At 63.4% G+C, this 17353-nt stretch carries 20 protein-coding genes and 1 other RNA gene; 11 read left to right on the top strand and 10 right to left on the bottom strand.

The features are described 5' to 3' along the window. The first annotated feature begins 102 nt into the window (after positions 1 to 102). The 5 genes from ACS5Q1_RS16490 (at position 103) to ACS5Q1_RS16470 (ending at position 4536) form a co-directional block, all read left to right on the top strand. Positions 103 to 1653: a CYTH and CHAD domain-containing protein gene (locus ACS5Q1_RS16490; protein ID WP_473099239.1), complete on the top strand. Its 1551-nt coding sequence runs from the start codon at positions 103 to 105 to the stop codon at positions 1651 to 1653. Between the two features lie 64 nt (positions 1654 to 1717). Further along, entirely contained in the window at positions 1718 to 2374 is a 657-nt protein-coding gene (gene yihA, locus ACS5Q1_RS16485; protein ID WP_473099238.1) for a ribosome biogenesis GTP-binding protein YihA/YsxC, read from the top strand. Next, positions 2371 to 2739: a DUF423 domain-containing protein gene (locus ACS5Q1_RS16480; RefSeq protein WP_473099237.1), complete on the top strand. Its 369-nt coding sequence runs from the start codon at positions 2371 to 2373 to the stop codon at positions 2737 to 2739. Before yihA ends, ACS5Q1_RS16480 begins: the two co-directional genes overlap by 4 nt. Before the next feature lie 76 nt (positions 2740 to 2815). Then, positions 2816 to 3721 carry an acetylglutamate kinase gene (argB, locus tag ACS5Q1_RS16475; protein ID WP_203442786.1) on the top strand — a complete coding sequence of 302 codons (906 nt, stop codon included), beginning with the start codon at positions 2816 to 2818 and terminating at the stop codon, positions 3719 to 3721. A gap of 83 nt (positions 3722 to 3804) precedes the next feature. Beyond that, complete coding sequence (locus ACS5Q1_RS16470; protein ID WP_473099236.1) at positions 3805 to 4536, top strand: pyrimidine 5'-nucleotidase; 732 nt, start codon at positions 3805 to 3807, stop codon at positions 4534 to 4536. 188 nt (positions 4537 to 4724) lie between these two features. On the opposite strand, the gene ACS5Q1_RS16465 is transcribed toward ACS5Q1_RS16470, so the two are convergent. Continuing rightward, entirely contained in the window at positions 4725 to 5228 is a 504-nt protein-coding gene (locus ACS5Q1_RS16465) for a YciE/YciF ferroxidase family protein (protein WP_203442784.1), read from the bottom strand. A 109-nt stretch (positions 5229 to 5337) separates the two neighbouring features. Next, a complete protein-coding gene (locus ACS5Q1_RS16460) occupies positions 5338 to 6525 on the bottom strand; it encodes a DNA recombination protein RmuC (protein ID WP_473099235.1) in 1188 nt (395 codons plus the stop codon). An 87-nt stretch (positions 6526 to 6612) separates the two neighbouring features. Between ACS5Q1_RS16460 and def the strand changes: the two genes are divergently transcribed. The 4 genes from def to truA are packed head-to-tail and all read left to right on the top strand — an operon-like array spanning position 6613 to position 9314. After that, entirely contained in the window at positions 6613 to 7131 is a 519-nt protein-coding gene (gene def / locus ACS5Q1_RS16455; protein WP_203442782.1) for a peptide deformylase, read from the top strand. Continuing rightward, positions 7128 to 8060 carry a methionyl-tRNA formyltransferase gene (gene fmt, locus ACS5Q1_RS16450; RefSeq protein WP_473099234.1) on the top strand — a complete coding sequence of 311 codons (933 nt, stop codon included), beginning with the start codon at positions 7128 to 7130 and terminating at the stop codon, positions 8058 to 8060. The genes def and fmt overlap by 4 nt, the downstream gene beginning before the upstream one ends. Positions 8061 to 8068: 8 nt before the next feature. Continuing rightward, on the top strand, positions 8069 to 8563 hold the full coding sequence (locus tag ACS5Q1_RS16445) for a GNAT family N-acetyltransferase (RefSeq protein ID WP_473099233.1): 495 nt from the start codon (positions 8069 to 8071) through the stop codon (positions 8561 to 8563). 1 nt (position 8564) lies between these two features. Further along, positions 8565 to 9314, top strand: coding sequence for a tRNA pseudouridine(38-40) synthase TruA (gene truA / locus ACS5Q1_RS16440; RefSeq protein WP_473099232.1), 750 nt, complete (start codon positions 8565 to 8567; stop codon positions 9312 to 9314). On the opposite strand, the gene ACS5Q1_RS16435 is transcribed toward truA, so the two are convergent. The 7 genes from ACS5Q1_RS16435 to ffs all read right to left on the bottom strand — a co-directional run bounded on the left by ACS5Q1_RS16435 (position 9306) and on the right by ffs (position 15211). Further along, the gene (locus ACS5Q1_RS16435) at positions 9306 to 9896 is read right to left on the bottom strand and encodes a hypothetical protein (protein WP_473099231.1); all 591 of its coding nucleotides are present in this window, start codon (positions 9894 to 9896) and stop codon (positions 9306 to 9308) included. The genes truA and ACS5Q1_RS16435 overlap by 9 nt on opposite strands. A gap of 108 nt (positions 9897 to 10004) precedes the next feature. Continuing rightward, entirely contained in the window at positions 10005 to 11162 is a 1158-nt protein-coding gene (dapE, locus tag ACS5Q1_RS16430; RefSeq protein WP_473099230.1) for a succinyl-diaminopimelate desuccinylase, read from the bottom strand. 4 nt (positions 11163 to 11166) lie between these two features. Next, positions 11167 to 12003, bottom strand: coding sequence for a 2,3,4,5-tetrahydropyridine-2,6-dicarboxylate N-succinyltransferase (gene dapD / locus ACS5Q1_RS16425; protein ID WP_473099229.1), 837 nt, complete (start codon positions 12001 to 12003; stop codon positions 11167 to 11169). A gap of 246 nt (positions 12004 to 12249) precedes the next feature. Beyond that, a complete protein-coding gene (gene recR, locus ACS5Q1_RS16420) occupies positions 12250 to 12855 on the bottom strand; it encodes a recombination mediator RecR (protein ID WP_473099228.1) in 606 nt (201 codons plus the stop codon). A 74-nt stretch (positions 12856 to 12929) separates the two neighbouring features. Then, positions 12930 to 13250, bottom strand: a complete 321-nt coding sequence (locus tag ACS5Q1_RS16415) for a YbaB/EbfC family nucleoid-associated protein (RefSeq protein WP_473099227.1) — start codon at positions 13248 to 13250, stop codon at positions 12930 to 12932. A gap of 15 nt (positions 13251 to 13265) precedes the next feature. After that, a complete protein-coding gene (locus ACS5Q1_RS16410) occupies positions 13266 to 15086 on the bottom strand; it encodes a DNA polymerase III subunit gamma/tau (protein WP_473099226.1) in 1821 nt (606 codons plus the stop codon). 28 nt (positions 15087 to 15114) lie between these two features. Next, positions 15115 to 15211: signal recognition particle sRNA small type (gene ffs, locus ACS5Q1_RS16405), an RNA gene on the bottom strand. 249 nt (positions 15212 to 15460) lie between these two features. On the opposite strand from ffs, the gene ACS5Q1_RS16400 reads away from it, so the two are divergent. Next, complete coding sequence (locus tag ACS5Q1_RS16400) at positions 15461 to 15871, top strand: HIT domain-containing protein (protein ID WP_473099225.1); 411 nt, start codon at positions 15461 to 15463, stop codon at positions 15869 to 15871. Between the two features lie 4 nt (positions 15872 to 15875). Next, entirely contained in the window at positions 15876 to 16778 is a 903-nt protein-coding gene (gene nudC, locus ACS5Q1_RS16395) for an NAD(+) diphosphatase (RefSeq protein WP_473099224.1), read from the top strand. Between the two features lie 352 nt (positions 16779 to 17130). On the opposite strand, the gene ACS5Q1_RS16390 is transcribed toward nudC, so the two are convergent. Next, positions 17131 to 17353 (bottom strand): hypothetical protein (locus ACS5Q1_RS16390; RefSeq protein WP_473099223.1); only part of this gene is annotated, 223 nt, incomplete at its 5' end.

The raw sequence follows: 17353 nt of genomic DNA, 5'->3' as shown, positions 1-17353 counted from the left end.
GAATCTGCATTTCGGAAGAGCCCGCCAGAGGTCTTCCTCGTGGCTTTCATTCCGAAACGCTCTAGATGATCGCGGCAAGAGAAACCGGATCGGCGGCTAGCCATGAACGCCCAATGGCAGGACAAGAATAAGTTCGTGAGAGCAAGCGAGATCGAGCTGAAGCTGGAACTCGCCGCAGATGCAACAGGCGAGTTACTCCAGCATCCGCTGATGGCGCAGGCCCGGATGCTTCCGGACCAGGGCGGTGCCCTTCACGCCGTCTATTACGATTCAACGGATTGCGCCCTGCATAAGGCGGGACTGTCCCTCCGCGTTCGGGAGAAGAACGGACGCAGCACGCAGACCATCAAGGCTGAGCGCAAGACACGCGGCTTCGCCCTCGACCGGGGCGAATGGGAGATACCTGTCGAAGGCGGCCTCGATCTTGCTGCCGCGGCTGGCACGCCGCTGGCCACCCTTGTTGCCGACGAGACGATCCGCAGCAACATCAAGCCGGTCTTCACGGTGGAGACAGATCGCCAGGCGTTCGAGATCAGGCGCGATGGAGCAACCATCGAACTCGCCCTGGACCAGGCCAAAGCGGCAATCGATACCGGCGCCGAGCAATTCTGCGAGGTCGAACTCGAATTGAAGGATGGCGCCCCGTCCGCCCTCTTCGCCCTCGCCGACGATCTCGCCGACAGCATCCCGTTCCGTCTCTCTCCGGTTACCAAGTCCGAACGCGGCTACAGGCTTCTCGGCCAAGCCGACAATAAGCCTGTAAAGGCCGACCGGACCGTCATTCCAACCCACGCCTCATGTGCCGAAGCGTTCCAGATGATCGCGCGATCCTGCCTGTCCCAGATCATCCGTAACGAGGCGCCGCTGCGCCGGAGCGACGACCCTGAGTTGGTTCATCAGATGCGGGTGGGCTTTCGGCGGCTCGATGCGGCGATCTCGCTGTTCAAGCCGATGCTGCAGGATCGGAACAGCAAGGCCGTGAAGGCTGAACTCCGCTGGGCTGGAAAGAAACTCGGTAGAGTTCGCGATCTCGACGTCCTGATCGCGCGGGTGCGGAAGGTCGATGATAAAAACCACAGCCTGCCGGTGCTGGAGGAGGCCGAGCGCCAGCGCGCGGAAGCCTTCGAGGAACTTCTGGAAACCCTGTCCAAACCCCGCTTCATGAGAGCGATCCTGAAGGCAGCGACTTGGATCGAGTCCGGGCGATGGCTCACACGCCGCAAGCCGGCGATCCTGGCGGCGCGCGACCTGCCTGCTCAGGACCGCGGGATCGAGGAATTCTCGCGTCGCTGGCAGCGTATCCGGAAAGACGCACGGCAGATGGCCGATCTCGACGGAGACGCCCGCCATAGACTCCGCATCCGAATCAAGAAGCTGCGCTACGGCGTGGAATTCTTTGCGACCCTGTTTCCGGGCGTTCCGGCACGCAAGAGTCGAAAGGCCATGTTGGACCTTCTGGAAGGCCTGCAGGACATGCTGGGCAAGTTGAACGACATCGAGGTTGGCCGAACCCTTCTCGATCCATCGTTCGAAAAATCGGTGCAAAAGGCCGCCGGCTATACGAAACGGCTTGAGCGCAAGCTTCTCTCCAGGGCCGAAAAGGCTTCCAGAAAGCTCGTGAAAGCGGAGCCCTTCTGGCTCGCTGTGCCCTGAGCAACGGGAAAAGCTTGAGCGAGATGCCTTGAACTCCAGGCACCAAGCGCCGATAAGGACCTCCATGACCGATATGGAACCCGACACCGACCCCTTTCTCGAGATCGGCCGCAAACTCTTTGCCGGCGAGGCGGATTTCATCTGGGCCGCGAATTCCCTCCAAAACCTGCCGCCGATGAGCAAGGTGGAGATCGCCTTCGCCGGCCGCTCCAATGTCGGCAAGTCGAGCCTCGTGAATGCGCTGACCGGGCGCAACACGCTCGCCCGCACATCGCACACGCCGGGGCGGACGCAGCAACTCAACTTCTTCAATATCAACGACCGCTTTCACCTGGTCGACATGCCCGGCTACGGCTTTGCCGCCGTCGAGAAGCAAAAGGTGCAGGCCTGGACGCAGCTGATCCACGATTACCTGCGCGGAAGGGCAAGCCTCGCCCGCGTCTACGTGCTGATCGATGCCCGCCATGGTATCAAGCCGGTGGACGAGGCGGTGCTGGAGACCCTCGGCACGGCCGCCGTCTCCTACCAGATCGTCCTGACCAAAGCGGACGAGCTCAAGAAGGGCGAACTCGACAAGCGCATCGCCGAGACCCTGCAGAAGATTGAGAAGCGCGCCGCCGCCTACCCCGAGATTCTCTTCACCTCCAGCCGCTCGGGCCTCGGCATCCCGGAGCTGCGCGCCGAAATCGCCCGGCTCCTGAGCGAACGAGGCGCGGGATGAACCTCGCCGCCCGTATCCTCCTCGTCCTCGCTTCCGCCTCAGGCCTTCTCGGCGTCGGCCTCTCGGCCGCCGCGGCCCATGTCACGGGCGGCAATCTCGCCACGGCGGCACAATTCCTGCTCTTCCACGCTCCGGCCCTGCTCGCCCTCGTGGCGCTGATGGCAGCCAGCGCCGTGAACCCCATGCTGGCCCAGATCGCCGGCTACGTGCTGGTCCTCGGCCTTATCTTGTTTTGCGGCGACCTGTCCCGTCGGGCCTTTTCAGGTGTTGCGCTGTTTCCGAGGGCTGCGCCGACGGGGGGCTTTCTCCTGATGCTGGGCTGGTTACTGGTGGGAATCTCGGCCCTTCTTCGCCTGCGAGCCTGAACTCTCTGTTTCCAGCCGTCCCTCCTTCAGCTAGAAGGCAGGCCGTTTGATCCTGATCACCGCGCCGGAGCCGTCCATGTCCGATCCGTCCACGCCCCTTCCCGACGTTCATGTGCAGGCCGAGGTGCTTGTCCAGGCCCTGCCGCACATGCAGCGCTATGACCAGCAGGTCGTGGTGATCAAGTATGGCGGCCATGCCATGGGCGACCGTGCGGCGGCGGAGGATTTTGCCGAGGATGTGGTTCTGCTCGAGCAATCGGGCATTAAGCCCATCGTCGTCCATGGCGGCGGGCCGCAGATCGGCAAGATGCTGGAAAAGCTCGGGATCAAGTCCGAGTTCAAGGGCGGGCTTCGCGTTACGGATGCGGCCACGGTCGAGGTCGTCGAGATGGTGCTTGCCGGCTCCATCAACAAGCAGATCGTCGGCTGGATCGGGGCTGAGGGCGGCAAGGCTGTCGGTCTGTCCGGCAAGGACGGCAACATGGTCACCGCCCGCAAGGTGACCCGCACCACGGTCGATCCTGATTCCAATATCGAGAAGGTGGTGGATCTCGGCTTCGTCGGCGAGCCGGAGAACGTGAACCGGGCGGTTCTGGATCAGGTTCTCCAAGCCGAGCTGATCCCGGTCCTTGCCCCGGTCGCGACCGGCCAGGATGGCCAGACCTACAACGTCAACGCCGACACCTTCGCCGGCGCCATTGCAGGCGCCATGACGGCCAAGCGCCTCCTGCTACTGACGGACGTCCCGGGCGTTCTCGACAAGAACAAGAACCTCATTCCGGAAATGACCATCGAGGATTGCCGCCGCCTGATCGCCGACGGCACCATCACGGACGGCATGATCCCGAAGATCGAAACCTGCATCTATGCCCTGGAGAAGGGTGTGGAAGCGGTCGTCATTCTCGACGGCAAGGTGCCGCATGCAGTGCTGCTGGAGCTGTTTACCGACCATGGTGCAGGCACCCTGATCCGGAGGGGGTAAGGCTTTACCCTTCACGAAGCGTCCGAAAGCGCCTATATTTTTGTCAGTGGGGCCGCACGGCCCCATTGCCGTCTTTGGGATCCATGAACGCTAAACCGTCTGCTGAAAACCACCTGTCGTCGTCCGACTCCCGACAATTCTCGCATGTGGAGACGTGGGTCTTCGACCTGGACAATACGCTCTACCCGCACACCTCGCGGGTCTGGCCTCAGATCGACGAGCGCATCACGCTCTACATCACGGAACTTTTCGGGCTCGATGGCCTGTCCGCCCAGGCGCTGCAGAAGTATTTCTATCACAAATATGGCACGACCCTTAAGGCGCTCATTGAGGAGCACGATATCGATCCGCACGACTTCCTCGATTTCGCCCACGATATCGACCACACGGATATCGAGCTGAACCACAGCCTGGGAGAAGCCATCGAGAAGCTGCCCGGCCGCAAGCTCATCCTCACCAACGGTTCCCGCAAGCATGCGGAGAACGTGGCAAAGAAGATCGGCATTCTCGACCATTTCGAGGATGTGTTCGACATCGCGGCCTCGAACTTCGTGCCCAAGCCCGACCGGCGCGCCTACGAGATCTTCCTTGAGAAGCATGGCGTGGAGCCTGCCCGCGCGGCCATGTTCGAGGATATTGCCAAGAACCTGACCGTGCCGCACGAACTCGGCATGACGACCACCCTCATCGTGCCCAAGACCTTCGATCCGTTCCGGGAGAGCTTCGAGCAGGAGGCAGTCCAGACGCCGGATATCGACTACATCACCAACGATCTGGCGGATTTTTTGCGCGCCTACGCGTTGCCGGTGAAGTAGAGTTGGAAATGGCTCCACTTCCCGTCATCACCGGCCTTGTGCCGGTGATCCCGATAGCTTGAAGCTCTGCGCTCTTCACATCGAGATGGCCGGGACAAGCCCGGCCATGACAGCTGTGGGCTAACCCGACATAGAAAACAAAAATGGCCTCCTTTCGGAGGCCATTTCCATTCCAATGAACGAAGAGCTTAAGCGGCCTTCGTGTTGATCTTGCTCTCGGCGATCCGGTTGAGCTTCTGATCCGTGGCCTTTTCCTGATCCAGGATCTGATGCAGGACGCCGGCGCAATCCTCACGGCCGAGCTGCTTGGCCCAGGCCGTGAGCGTCCCGTAGCGGGTGATCTCGTAGTGTTCCACGGCCTGAGCAGCGGCGAGAAGCGCTGCATCGAGAACCTGCGGATCATCGATATCGCCGGCGATATCCTGAGCTTCGTCGATGATGCCGTCGATGGCCGGGCAGGTCGTGCCCTTCGGATCGTGGCCATGCATCCGGAATACCTGCTCGACCATTTGGATCTGTTGCTGGGTTTCGCCAAGATGGGTCTGGAACGCCTGCTTGAGCTGCGGATCGCTCGCTTTCTCGATCATTTCCGGCAACGCCTTCGTGATCTGCTGCTCGGCGTAGTAAATGTCCTGCAGGGTGTGGATGAAGAGATCATCCAACGATTTGATATCCTTTGACAAAAGGCCCATAGCGCAATCCTTCCCAAGTTCTGAGCTGTACGGATATGCGAACGCCATCAACCACGTGGCGCCCCGTGTAGCGTGGGAAGAACGTCGTGGACGAAAGGCAGTTCCCGGCCTATTCCACGGCCCGAAGATTCCGGCCCTGAAGACGGAGCCACTCGGCCCGGGCCTCGGCATCGCCCTCGTCGAATTCGAGGGTTTCGATCTTTTGTCCGCGCTTGACGATCTTGTCCGTCGAGACCCGGATCTGGGAGACATCGTCCTGCGCCTGCCGGAAATGTGTGTCGAGTTTCGACACCCGGGCATCGAGGCGCTCGACATCCTCCAGGAGCTTCTGCACCTCGACCTGAATCACCCTTGCCTCCTCGCGGATGCGGGCGTCGCGGACTAGCGCCTGCATGACCTGGATGGCGAGTGTCAGCAGCGAAGGCGAGACGATGACGATACGGGCGCGATGCGCCTTCTGCACCACATCGTCGAAATGCTCGGCGAGGTCCGCATAGATCGACTCCGCAGGCACGAACAGCATCGCGATGTCCTGGGTCTCGCCCGGGATCAGGTACTTTTCCGCGATGTCCTTCACATGCACGAGCATATCGTTGCGGACCTTCGCGGCGGCGCGGCTGCGTGCCTCATCGCCCTTGGCCTCCCGGAAGAGGGTGAAGCCCTCCAGCGGGAACTTGGCATCGATCACGAGGCCGCGCTCGTCGCCCGGCAGGCGCACGAGGCAATCCGGCCGCGTGCGGTTCGACAGGGTCGCCTGGAACTCGAAGGCGTTGGCCGGCAGCCCGTCGCGGACGATCGCCTCCATCCGTCCTTGCCCATAGGCACCTCTCGTCTGCTTGTTGGAGAGGATGTCCTTGAGCCCCACGATCTCGCCGGTGAGGTTTGTCAGGTTCTGCTGCGCCGCGTCGATCACGGCGAGGCGCTCGTTCAGCTTGGACAGGTTCTCCGTCTGGTGGCGCGTGGAGGTCTCCAGTCCCTGCCCGACCCGGTGCTGCAGCCCGTCGATCCGCTCCGAGATCATGCGCACGAAATCGCTCTGGCGAGTGCCGAAGACCTCGGCCATGGTCCGCATCCGCCCAGTCATCTCCGACTGCGCTCGGGTGAGTTCGGCGACCTTGTCGTCCATCTCCCGCGCCCGCTCGGCCGCGATGGCAGCCTCCAACGCCCTCTCCCGCCGGGTCCGCAGGAGAAGCACCGTCACGAGCAAGAGGAGAAGGAGACTCAACCCCGCCATCCCCATGACGATCTGACCCCAGGTCAGGGATGTCTTGCCGAGGATCAGGACAACGTCGTTCATGGAGCTTATAGTTCCGGTTGACGGATGCATCCGAACATAAGACGAACGATTTGACCATCCTCAGCTAAGCGCTTATCTCCCGCGATCATGAGCATCAGACCCCTCGTCATCATTCCCGATTCCAAGCTCCGACTGGTTTCTGAACCTGTTAAGGAAATCACGAGCGAGATCCGCCGGCTGGCCGACGACATGCTGGAAACCATGTACGACGCCCCCGGCGTCGGCCTCGCCGCCATCCAGATCGGCGTGCCGGTCCGAATGGTGACCATGGACGTGTCGAAGTCAGAGGACGAGCGCCAGCCGCTGGTGCTCATCAACCCGGAAATCACTTGGGCTTCGGAGGAGAAGCGCACTTACGAGGAAGGCTGCCTGTCGATTCCCGAATATTACGAAGAGGTCGAGCGACCGGACCGGGTGCGTTTCCGCTATATGAACCTGCAGGGCGAGACGATCGAGCAGGACGCGGACGGGCTCCTGGCCACCTGCGTGCAGCATGAGATCGATCACCTGAATGGCGTGCTCTTCATCGACTATCTGTCGAAGCTCAAACGCGACCGGGTGATGACCAAGTTCAAGAAGGTGGCACGGCGCGAGGCGGGAGCATGAGCCTGCGCGTCGTCTTCATGGGCACGCCCGATTTCGCGGTGCCCACTCTCTCCGAGATCGTCGGCCAGGGTCACGACGTCATCGCCGTCTACACCCGCCCGCCCGCCGCGGCCGGCCGCGGCATGGAGTTGAAGCCCTCCCCCGTCCACAAGATGGCCGACCGGTTCGGGATTCCCGTGCTGACGCCGAAGACCCTGCGCACGGAGGAAGCAGCCGAGATTTTCCGCAGCCACAATGCCGACGTAGCAGTCGTCGTGGCCTATGGCATGCTGCTGCCGAAGACGATCCTTGAGGCGCCGGAACTCGGCTGCCTCAACCTTCACGCCTCCCTCCTCCCCCGCTGGCGCGGCGCGGCCCCGATCCAGCGGGCGGTCATGGCTGGCGACAAGGAAACGGGCGTCGCCGTCATGAAGATGGAAGAAGGCCTCGATACAGGCCCCGTCGCCATGGTCGAGCGCGTGGCGATCACGCCGGACATGAATGCAGGCGAGTTGCATGACAGGCTCATGGTTCTCGGCGCCGACCTCATGGTGCGGGCACTCGCCGCTCTCTCGCGTGGGGGCCTGGGCTTCACGCCCCAGCCGGAGGACGGCGTGACCTACGCCCACAAGATCAAGAACGAGGAAGCGCTGATCGACTGGTCGCAGCCGGCTCAGGCGGTTCATGATCATATCCGCGGTCTCTCGCCCTTCCCCGGCGCCTATTTCACCGCAGATTTCGGCAAGGGCCAGGAGCGGGTGAAGGTTTTGCGAGCGACCCTGGGACAAGGCTCAGCTTCGCCCGCGACTCTCATCGACAATGATGGTACGATATCCTGTGGCGAAGGGGCGATCCGTCTGATCCAGGTGCAGCGTGCCGGCAAGGGACCCGTATCATTCGAGGAGTTCCTGCGTGGCGTGAGGCTTGGATCGGGCGCCAAATTTGCATGAGGTCCGGCATGGGGATCCGGCTTGAGGAATCCGCCGATTGGCCTGCGCTCTACACCATCTATTCCGCAGCCTTCGGACAATTGGCCGAAGCGGATCTCGTGCGGGACATGCACGATGATGGTGATCTCATCCTCTCCCTCATCGCCTATGACGACAAGCCGGCCGGCCACATCGCCTATTCCCGTCTGATCCTGCTCGAGACTCCGTCTATCAAGGCGGCAGTCCTCGCCCCCTTGGCCGTTACACCCTCGTTCCAGAAGCAGGGTATCGGCGCGGCCCTCGTCCAGGACGGGCTGAAGCGGCTGACGGAAAAAGACTACGATCTGGTCCTGGTGTTGGGAGAGCCGCATTATTACGGCCGCTTCGGTTTCGATCCGAAATTGGCGGAAAAGCTGAAAACCCCTTATGACGGGCCTTATCTTCAGGGTCTCGCGCTTTCGGACAGGGGCAAAGGCGCCCATGGTCCGGTATCCTACGCCCAGGCATTCGCAGAACTGGAATAACATGCCTCGCTACAAGCTTGTCGTCGAATATGACGGCACGCCCTTCACCGGTTGGCAGCATCAGACGAACGGCCTCTCCGTCCAGCAGGCGGTGGAGGATGCCATCGCACGGTTCACAGGTTCAGCCGTGCGCATTCACTGCGCCGGGCGCACCGACTCCGGAGTCCACGCCACCCATCAGGTCGTACACGTCGATTTGGAAAAGGAATGGCGGCCGGACACGGTGCGTGATGCCACCAACGCTCATCTGAAGCCCGCTCCCGTCGCGATCCTCTCGGCGCAGGTCGTGCCCGGGGCGTTCAACGCCCGCATCTCCGCCATCAAGCGCCACTACGTCTATCGTATCCTCAACCGCCGTGCGCCGCCGACGCTCGATGCGAGCCGCGTCTGGCACGTGGCCTGGGCGCTCGATGCCGACGTCATGCACGAAGCCGCACAATTGCTGATCGGGCGGCACGATTTCACGACGTTCCGGGCGGCGGAATGTCAGGCCAATAGCCCGATCCGCACCCTCGACCGGCTCGATGTGGAGCGGGTCGGCGACGAGATCCGCATCTATGCCTCCGCCCGCTCGTTCCTGCATCATCAGGTGCGCTCGATGACGGGAACCCTGGAGCGCGCTGGCGCAGGGCGCTGGTCGGTGGAGGACGTACGCGCAGTCCTCGACGCGCGCGACCGCAAGCGCTGCGGGCCCATGGCACCGCCAACGGGCCTCTATCTCATCGGTGTCGATTACCCGGACCTAGCCTAGAAGGCCCCGCATTGCCATTCCGACGAATGAATTGAGCACGATGCCGAGGACGACGATGCCCAGCGCTGGCAGGCTCCCGAGCCCCAGAGTCGCCTTGGTGGCGAACCATTGCAATCTCACGATGATGATCGCGAAGGCGAGGCTGAACAGGCTGGCGAGCCCCGGAGGCGCCCAGCCGAGAAGCATGAGCATGGCCGGAACCGAAAGGACCAGCATACCGATGACGGAGATCCAATTCGTCACGATCACGAAGGGTACATAGGCCTTCTCGAGCCGAAACCTTCGCGCGACCCAGATCATCGCGAGCGGCAAGGCGACGAAGCCCGCCACATGGCCGAACGCCACGACGAGATCGACCCAGACATTGTCGAGAAGGGATCGATCCGGCTGAAGGAGACCGAGGCGGAGGCGCTCGAAGGCAAGGGACACGACAAAAGCCGGCAACGTGAGCCAGATCGCCATGAAGGAGCGCCAGAAGCCCCGCTCACTCATATCGAAGGATTTCAGGCCCTCGGACCTGCTATGAAGCAGATCCAGCGTTCCCCTGAACGAGCGGTTGACCTCATCAGCCGTGACGATCATGAGCGGCCTCTTTTTCGAAGACGATTGCCCTCGGAAATGGACGGACCCTGCAAAACGTTCCGGCTATTCTTCGACTTTAGTCTAAATAGTCAAGTTCCCCTTTTGAACTCACGCGGCGAAATAGGCGTCCAGCACCTTGCGGTAAATCACTGCCAGACGGTCCAAATCGGCAACGGCCACGCGCTCGTCGATCTGGTGCATGGTCTGTCCGACGAGGCCGAATTCGACCACGGGGCAATACTTCACAATGAAGCGAGCATCCGACGTGCCGCCCGTCGTGGAGAGCTTCGGCTGCGAGCCGGTCTCGGCCCTGATGGCGTCGGCGATAAAGCCCACGAACGCATTGGGCGGCGTGAGGAAGGCGACCGCGTTGGTCGGCTCCACCGTCAGAGCATAGCGCACCGTGTTGCCGGCGGCCTCGCGCAGGCGTCGCTCGATCTCCGCCTCCAGGCTATGGGGCGTCCAGAGATCGTTGAAGCGGATGTTGAAGGTCGCCTTCGCCTCGGCTGGGATTACGTTGGCGGCCGGATTGCCCACATCGACCGTGGTCACCTCCAGATTCGAGGCATCGAAATGATCCGTTCCCCGATCGAGTGGCTCCTTCAGAAGCCCGTCGAGCAGGCACATCATGCCCGGAATCGGGTTATCCGCGAGATGCGGATAGGCCACGTGCCCCTGCTTGCCCTCGACAACGATCCTGCCGGTCAACGACCCACGCCGCCCGATCTTGATCATGTCGCCGAGCTGGTTCGGGTTCGTCGGCTCTCCCAGGATGCAATGGTTGAACCGCTCGCCGCGCCCCTTCGCCCATTCGAGGAGCTTTACCGTGCCGTTGACGGCAGGCCCCTCCTCATCTCCTGTGATCAGAAAACCGATGGAACCCTTGAAGTCCGGGTTATCGCGAATGAAATCGAGCGCCCCTGCCATCATGCAGGCGATGCCGCCCTTCATGTCCACCGCGCCGCGCCCGTAGAGCTCGCCGCCATGGATCTCGCCGCTGAACGGATCGTATTGCCACCGGCTCACATCGCCCGGCGGCACCACATCCGTATGTCCGGCGAAGAGAAGATAGGGCTCGCCCTTGCCGTAGCGGGCGTAAAGGTTCTCCACATCGGGCGTGCCGGGCTCGGAGAAGACCGGCCGATGCACCTCGAAGCCCGCCTCCTTGAGCACGCTCTCGATGAAGGCGAGCGCCCCGCCCTCCTCTGGGGTCACCGAGGGGCAGCGCAGGAGGGTTTGGGCGAGGAAAAGCGGTGAGTGTTCCATCGGATCAGTCGCGCAGCAGCTCGTTAATTCCGGTTTTCGCCCGAGTCTGGGCATCGACGCGCTTCACGATGACGGCGCAATAAAGCGATGGGCCGGGGGTGCCGTCCGGGAGCGGCTTGCCGGGGAGCGAGCCGGGGACGACGACTGAATACGGCGGCACGCGGCCGACGAAGACCTCGCCGGTGTTGCGGTCGATAATCTTGGTCGAGGCCGAGATGAAGACGCCCATGGAGAGCACCGAGCCTTCGCCCACGACCACGCCTTCGACCACCTCGGAGCGGGCGCCGATGAAGCAATTGTCCTCGATGATGGTCGGGTTGGCCTGGAGCGGCTCCAGCACACCGCCGATGCCGACGCCGCCGGAGAGATGCACGTTCTTGCCGATCTGCGCGCAGGAGCCGACCGTCGCCCAGGTGTCGACCATGGTGTTCTCGTCCACATAGGCGCCGAGATTGACGAAGGACGGCATCAGCACGACACCGGGCGCGATATAGGCGCCGCGCCGCACGGTGCAGTTCGGAACCGCGCGGAAGCCTGCGGCCTTGAACTCGGTCTCTGACCAGTTGTCGAACTTGGACGGGACCTTGTCCCACCACACGGCGTTGCCCGGCCCGCCCTTGATGATGCCCATGTCGTTCAGGCGGAAGGACAGCAGCACCGCCTTCTTCAGCCACTGATGCACCTGCCACTCGCCACCGGTCTTCTCGGCGACGCGGGCCTTGCCGGAACCGAGGAGGTTCATCGCTTCCTCGACGGCTTCGCGCACGGCGCCGGTCGTCGAAGGATTCACATTGGCCCGGTCTTCCCAGGCGGCGTCGATGGTTTGGGCAAGATTGGACATGGGCAACTCGAGGCAAGGGGTTTCGTTGCCGCCTGATTAGCAACCGCGCTCGGGCCTGTCACGTCATCATCTGCCGGTTGCGCGATTTGACAGATGGATCCCCTTCCAGTCTGCGGCCGCCGGGGATGACACCCATCCCGTCATGGCCGGACTTGTTCCGGCCATCCACGCCTTAATGCCTTGGACAAGAAAGACGTGGATCCCCGGGACAAGCCCGGGGATGACGAAGGAAGAAACAGTTTCGCTTCAGAACGACGTGCGCTGTCGGATCGCTGCCGAGAGCGTGCCCTCGTCGAGATAATCGAGCTCGCCGCCGACGGGGACGCCGTGGGCGAGCTTCGTCACCTTCATGGGGAGATGGGCGAGAAGCTCGGTGATGTAATGGGCCGTGGTCTGCCCGTCGACCGTGGCGTTCAGCGCCAGGATCACCTCCGCGACGCCGGGCTCTGAGACGCGGGCGACGAGACGCTCCAGGTTCAGGTGCTCGGGCCGCACACCGTCGAGCGGCGAGAGCACGCCCCCGAGCACATGATACCTCGCGTTGATCGCGCCAGAGCGTTCGAGCGCCCAGAGATCCGACACGTCCTCCACCACCACGAGGATGGACGGATCGCGCTTCGCATCCCGGCAGATGGTGCAGGGATCCGAGGTATCGACATTGCCGCAGGATGAGCACACGACGATGCGCTCGTTGGCGACGCGCATGGCATCGCTCAGCGGGTTGAGCAGCGTCTCGCGCTTCTTGATGAGGTGAAGCGCCGCGCGCCGCGCCGACCGTGGACCTAAGCCCGGCAGGCGGGCGAGGAGCTGGATCAGGCGCTCGATCTCAGGACCGGCGACGTGCTGGGCCATTCAAGGTCTCTTTTGCTTTTGTTGCATCGCTGAGTGCGAAGAACCGGTATCCACTTCTTCGCGCGATGCTCTGCTCAGAACAGCTTCAGGCCCGGGGGCAGCGGCAGGCCCTTGGTGAGGCTTTCCATGCGCTCCTGCGTGATCCGCTCCGCCTTGCCGCGGGCATCGTTCATGGCGGCGACGATGAGATCCTCGAGGATCTCCTTCTCGTCCGGGTTCATGAGCGAGGGATCGATATTGATGGACTTGAGGCTGCCCTTGCCGGTCACCTTCACGGTCACGACGCCGCCGCCGGCGGTGCCGTCGACTTCGAGAGTGTCGAACTCGGCCTGGGCGTCCTGCAGCTTCTGCTGCATCGCCTGAGCCTGCTTCATCAATCCCATAATGTCCTTCATGACCCTATCCTTGAATTAAAACAGATCGTCGTCTTCCTCAGACTCGTGCGCGGCCAGCGCATCGGCCTCGCCGAGGATTTCCGTTTCCGCATCCTCGCCCGGCTTCTCCGCGCGCTCGATCACGTTCACGATCTGCGCGCCGGGAAACTTCGACAGCACCGCCTGCACGAGAGGATGATTGGCCGCGCCTTCCTTGCGCTCGCGCTCGGCCGCGACCGCCTTCTCGTGCAGTGTCTGCTGCCCCTCTTCAGAGGAGAGCGCCACCATCCAGCGCTCGCCCGTCCATTGCTGGAGCGCGCGGGTGAGATCGTTGGCGATGGTGCGGCTGCCGGTCTCGGTGAGGCTGAGCTCAATGCGGCCCTCTTCGAAACGGACGAGACGCACATCCCGTTCGAGTTGCGATTTCAGTACGATCTCGCGCCTCTCGCCGGCGAGCGCCACCACGTCCTCGAAGCGGCGCAGGCGCATGGTCGGCTCAGTCTGTGCTGCCTGAGGGCGCGGCCGCGGGTGGGGCTGGGACGTCGCAAGCGCCATGTTGCCGGAGGTGGCAGGACCGGAAGGGCGCGGTGTCGGCGCGGAAGGGCCGCCGGCGGGAAGAGGTGCACCGTCCTTCAGGGCGCGTAGGGCCTCGTCCGGCGTCGGCAGATCGGCCGCATAAGCGAGGCGCACGATGACCATTTCCGCCGCGGCAATCGGGCGGTTCGAAGATTGAACCTCGGGAATGCCTTTCAGAAGAATCTGCCAGGCGCGCGACAGGGTCCGCACCGAGAGCTTCTGCGCGTAATCCGTGCCGCGGGTCCGCTCGATCTCGGAGAGCGCGGGATCTTTTGCCGCTTCCGGGATCAGCTTGAGGCGAGTGACGATATGCGAGAAGGCGGCGAGATCGGAGAGGACCACGGCCGGATCCGCGCCGGCATCGTATTGCGAGCGAAGGCTTGCGAAAGCCGCCGGCACATCGCCGCGCATCACGGCCTCGAACAGGTCGATGACCTGAGTGCGATCGGCAAGCCCCAGCATGTCGCGCACGGTGTCGGGCGTGACGACGCCTGCGCCATGGGCAATGGCCTGATCCATGAGGGAGAGGGAATCGCGCGCCGAGCCTTCCGCTGCGCGGGCGATGGCGGCGAGCGCCTCCTGGTCCGCCTGCACGCTCTCGGCGTCGCAGATGCGGCTCAAGTGGGCCACGAGCTTGTCCGCCTCGATGCGGCGCAGATCGAAGCGCTGGCAGCGGGACAGGATCGTGACGGGAACTTTCCGGATTTCGGTGGTGGCGAAGATGAACTTCGCATGCGGCGGCGGTTCCTCCAACGTCTTCAGGAAGGCGTTGAACGCCTTCTCCGAGAGCATGTGGACCTCGTCGATGATGTAGACCTTGTAGCGGGCCGAGACCGGCGAATAGCGGATGCCGTCGATGATCTGGCGGACATCGTCGATGCCGGTATGGGACGCGGCGTCCATCTCCAGCACGTCCACATGCCGCGATTCCATGATGGCTTCGCAATGGATGCCAAGTTCCGGCATGTGGATGGTGGGAGCACCGGAGCCGTCCTGCCTCTGGTAGTTGAGGCCGCGGGCGAGGATGCGGGCAGTAGTGGTTTTGCCGACGCCGCGGACGCCGGTGAGCATCCAGGCCTGCGGGATGCGGCCGGTCTCGAAGGCGTTCGACAGGGTGCGCACCATTGCCTCCTGACCGATCAGGTCGTCGAAGGTCTTGGGGCGGTATTTTCGAGCGAGAACGCGATAGGGGGAGGCCTTCGCTGCGGGAGCAGGCGCGGCGGGGAAGCCCGGCAGGGCCGGCTCGTCGTTCAGGGGCGTGCCGGCTGTGGTATCGTCCATCGACTGCAAGGCTTTGGAGAAACTTATAGGTGGGAGGCTGGACGAAGACCCGTTCGGTCTCGTTAGGGCTGCTTCCTTCCGGACCTGACCCGGTTGGCGAGTGAGACGTCCCTCGCCAACCTCCCACCGGCTATATGGGCGTATCGGCTGCGAAACGCAAGTTGGAAACAAGCCCCCTCCAAAGTCATCCCCGCTCTCCACTGCGGTCGAGTATCATTCCCGGCCGGAGCGCAGCAAAGGGGAAGGGAATCCATGGTGCTGAGCGTTGGCTGGATCCCTTCCCTCACCTTCGGCTCGCCGGGGATGACACCCGAGATCAGGGATAACGACGGTCGAAGGCTGACATCACGCCGCAGGCTCGGTTACATAGCGCCATGACATTCACGCTCGATTCCCGGCTCGACGCCGACACGCTCCCCGTCGGCGACCTCGCCCTCTCCTCCGTCCTGCTTCTGAACGACGCACGCTTTCCCTGGTTCGTGCTGGTGCCGCGCATCGAGGGGATCAGCGAACTCACGGATCTCTCGGAGGAACAGGCCGTCCAGCTGATGCAGGAGATCCGCATCGCCACCAAGGTCATGCTTGAGCTCTCGAAGCCCGACAAGGTGAATGTGGGGGCGCTGGGCAACATCGTGACGCAGCTTCATGTGCACGTGATCGGGCGCTTCCGCTCCGATCCGGCCTGGCCCGGCCCCGTTTGGGGCCATGGCACCCGCATGCCCTATCCCGACCACGCGGCGAGCGCCCTGATCGAGCGCGCCGCCGCCCTTTTCGCAGCGGCCTGATCCCATGAACCGACCCATCGGCTACATCACGAACCCGCTTGTCCGCCACAGCGCCGAGCGGGACCCGGAGGCGCTCGCCAAGGCCGCGCAGGATCCTCGCACCGCCATGGTGATCCTGGCCGGCGACCTGCCGATCCTTCAAGCGGGAGAGCCGGGAACGAGCCTCCTGTCCGCTTCGGTGCTGAACCGTATCCCCGGCCATCAGGAGCAGGTCTTTCTCGGCACCCTCGGGGATCGCCCGGTGGTGGCGACCCTGGCGGCGCCGGAGGCTGCGGAGCTGTTCCAGGATGATCCTGCCTTCGCGGTCGTGGACCTGCGCTCCATCGCCGTGCGCGGCCTCGTGCCTGAGGACGAGCTCGGGATGCTCGCCATGGCGAAATCCCTGCTCGACTGGCACCGGCGCCACCGTTTCTGCGCCAATTGCGGCGCTCCGACGAGCCTCGCCCAAGCAGGCTTCCGGCGCGACTGCGCTGCTTGCGGCGCCCAGCATTTTCCTCGCACCGACCCGGTGGTGATCATGCTGATCACGCGCGGCGACAAGTGCCTGATGGGCCGCCAGCCGCGTTTCGTCGAAAAGATGTATTCCTGCCTCGCGGGGTTCCTGGAGCCGGGCGAGACCATCGAGGACGCGGTCCGCCGGGAAACTTTTGAGGAAGCCGGCATCCGTGTGGGTGCGGTGCGCTACATGACCTCCCAGCCCTGGCCGTTTCCGTCCAACATCATGATCGGCTGCATCGGCGAGGCGCTGACCGAGGAGATCGCCTTCGACGGCGAGGAGTTGGAGGATGCCCGCTGGTTCACGAAGGACGACGTGAGGCGCATGCTGGCTGGCTCCCACGAACAATATGCGGCGCCCTCCCCCATCGCGATAGCGAATCGCCTGATCCGGGAATGGGTGAAGGAGTAAGCGCATTTGAAGTGGGTCGTCCCGGACGAAGCGCAGCGAGATCCGGGATCGTTGGCGGGATGGGGCGCCTGGACCTCAACCCTGTCATCCCCGCGCAGGCGGGGATCCAGTACCACTGAAAGTGCCGGACTGGCGGAAGGTCGTGGTGATGGATCCCGGGCTCCGCTGCGCGGCCCCGGGATGACAGTGCGTACTCGTCTTGCGGTCCCGGATCTTCGCTGCGCTTCGTCCGGGATGACGTTTCTTGATGAGGGCTCTCCTGGCGTCATCCCCGTCCCCGGACTTGATCCGGGGATCAGTCCCGGGGATCCCCGTCTGCTTCGGCTCTTGGATAAAGACGTAGATGGCCAGATCACATCCGGCCATGACGGGCGCGGGTGTCAAAGAGCCAGCAGTCTGGGGCCCGCAGCTTGCGCTGCAAGCCTGACGGTTGATCGAGGGTGGCGCGACGGGCAGCCCGGCTCGATGTCTGATGGTGAAGGGAAGAGCCGAACTGCCTCTTCGCGCACGGCTTGTTGAGGCGGACAGGCGAGGCCGGCTCAGTCAACCGCCGCAGGCGGTGACCGTCTGCGCGA

This window comes from Microvirga sp. GN3, from assembly GCF_055792825.1.
The sequence above is the reverse complement of the archived record's forward strand: the minus strand, read 5'-3'. Positions and strand labels throughout refer to the sequence as shown.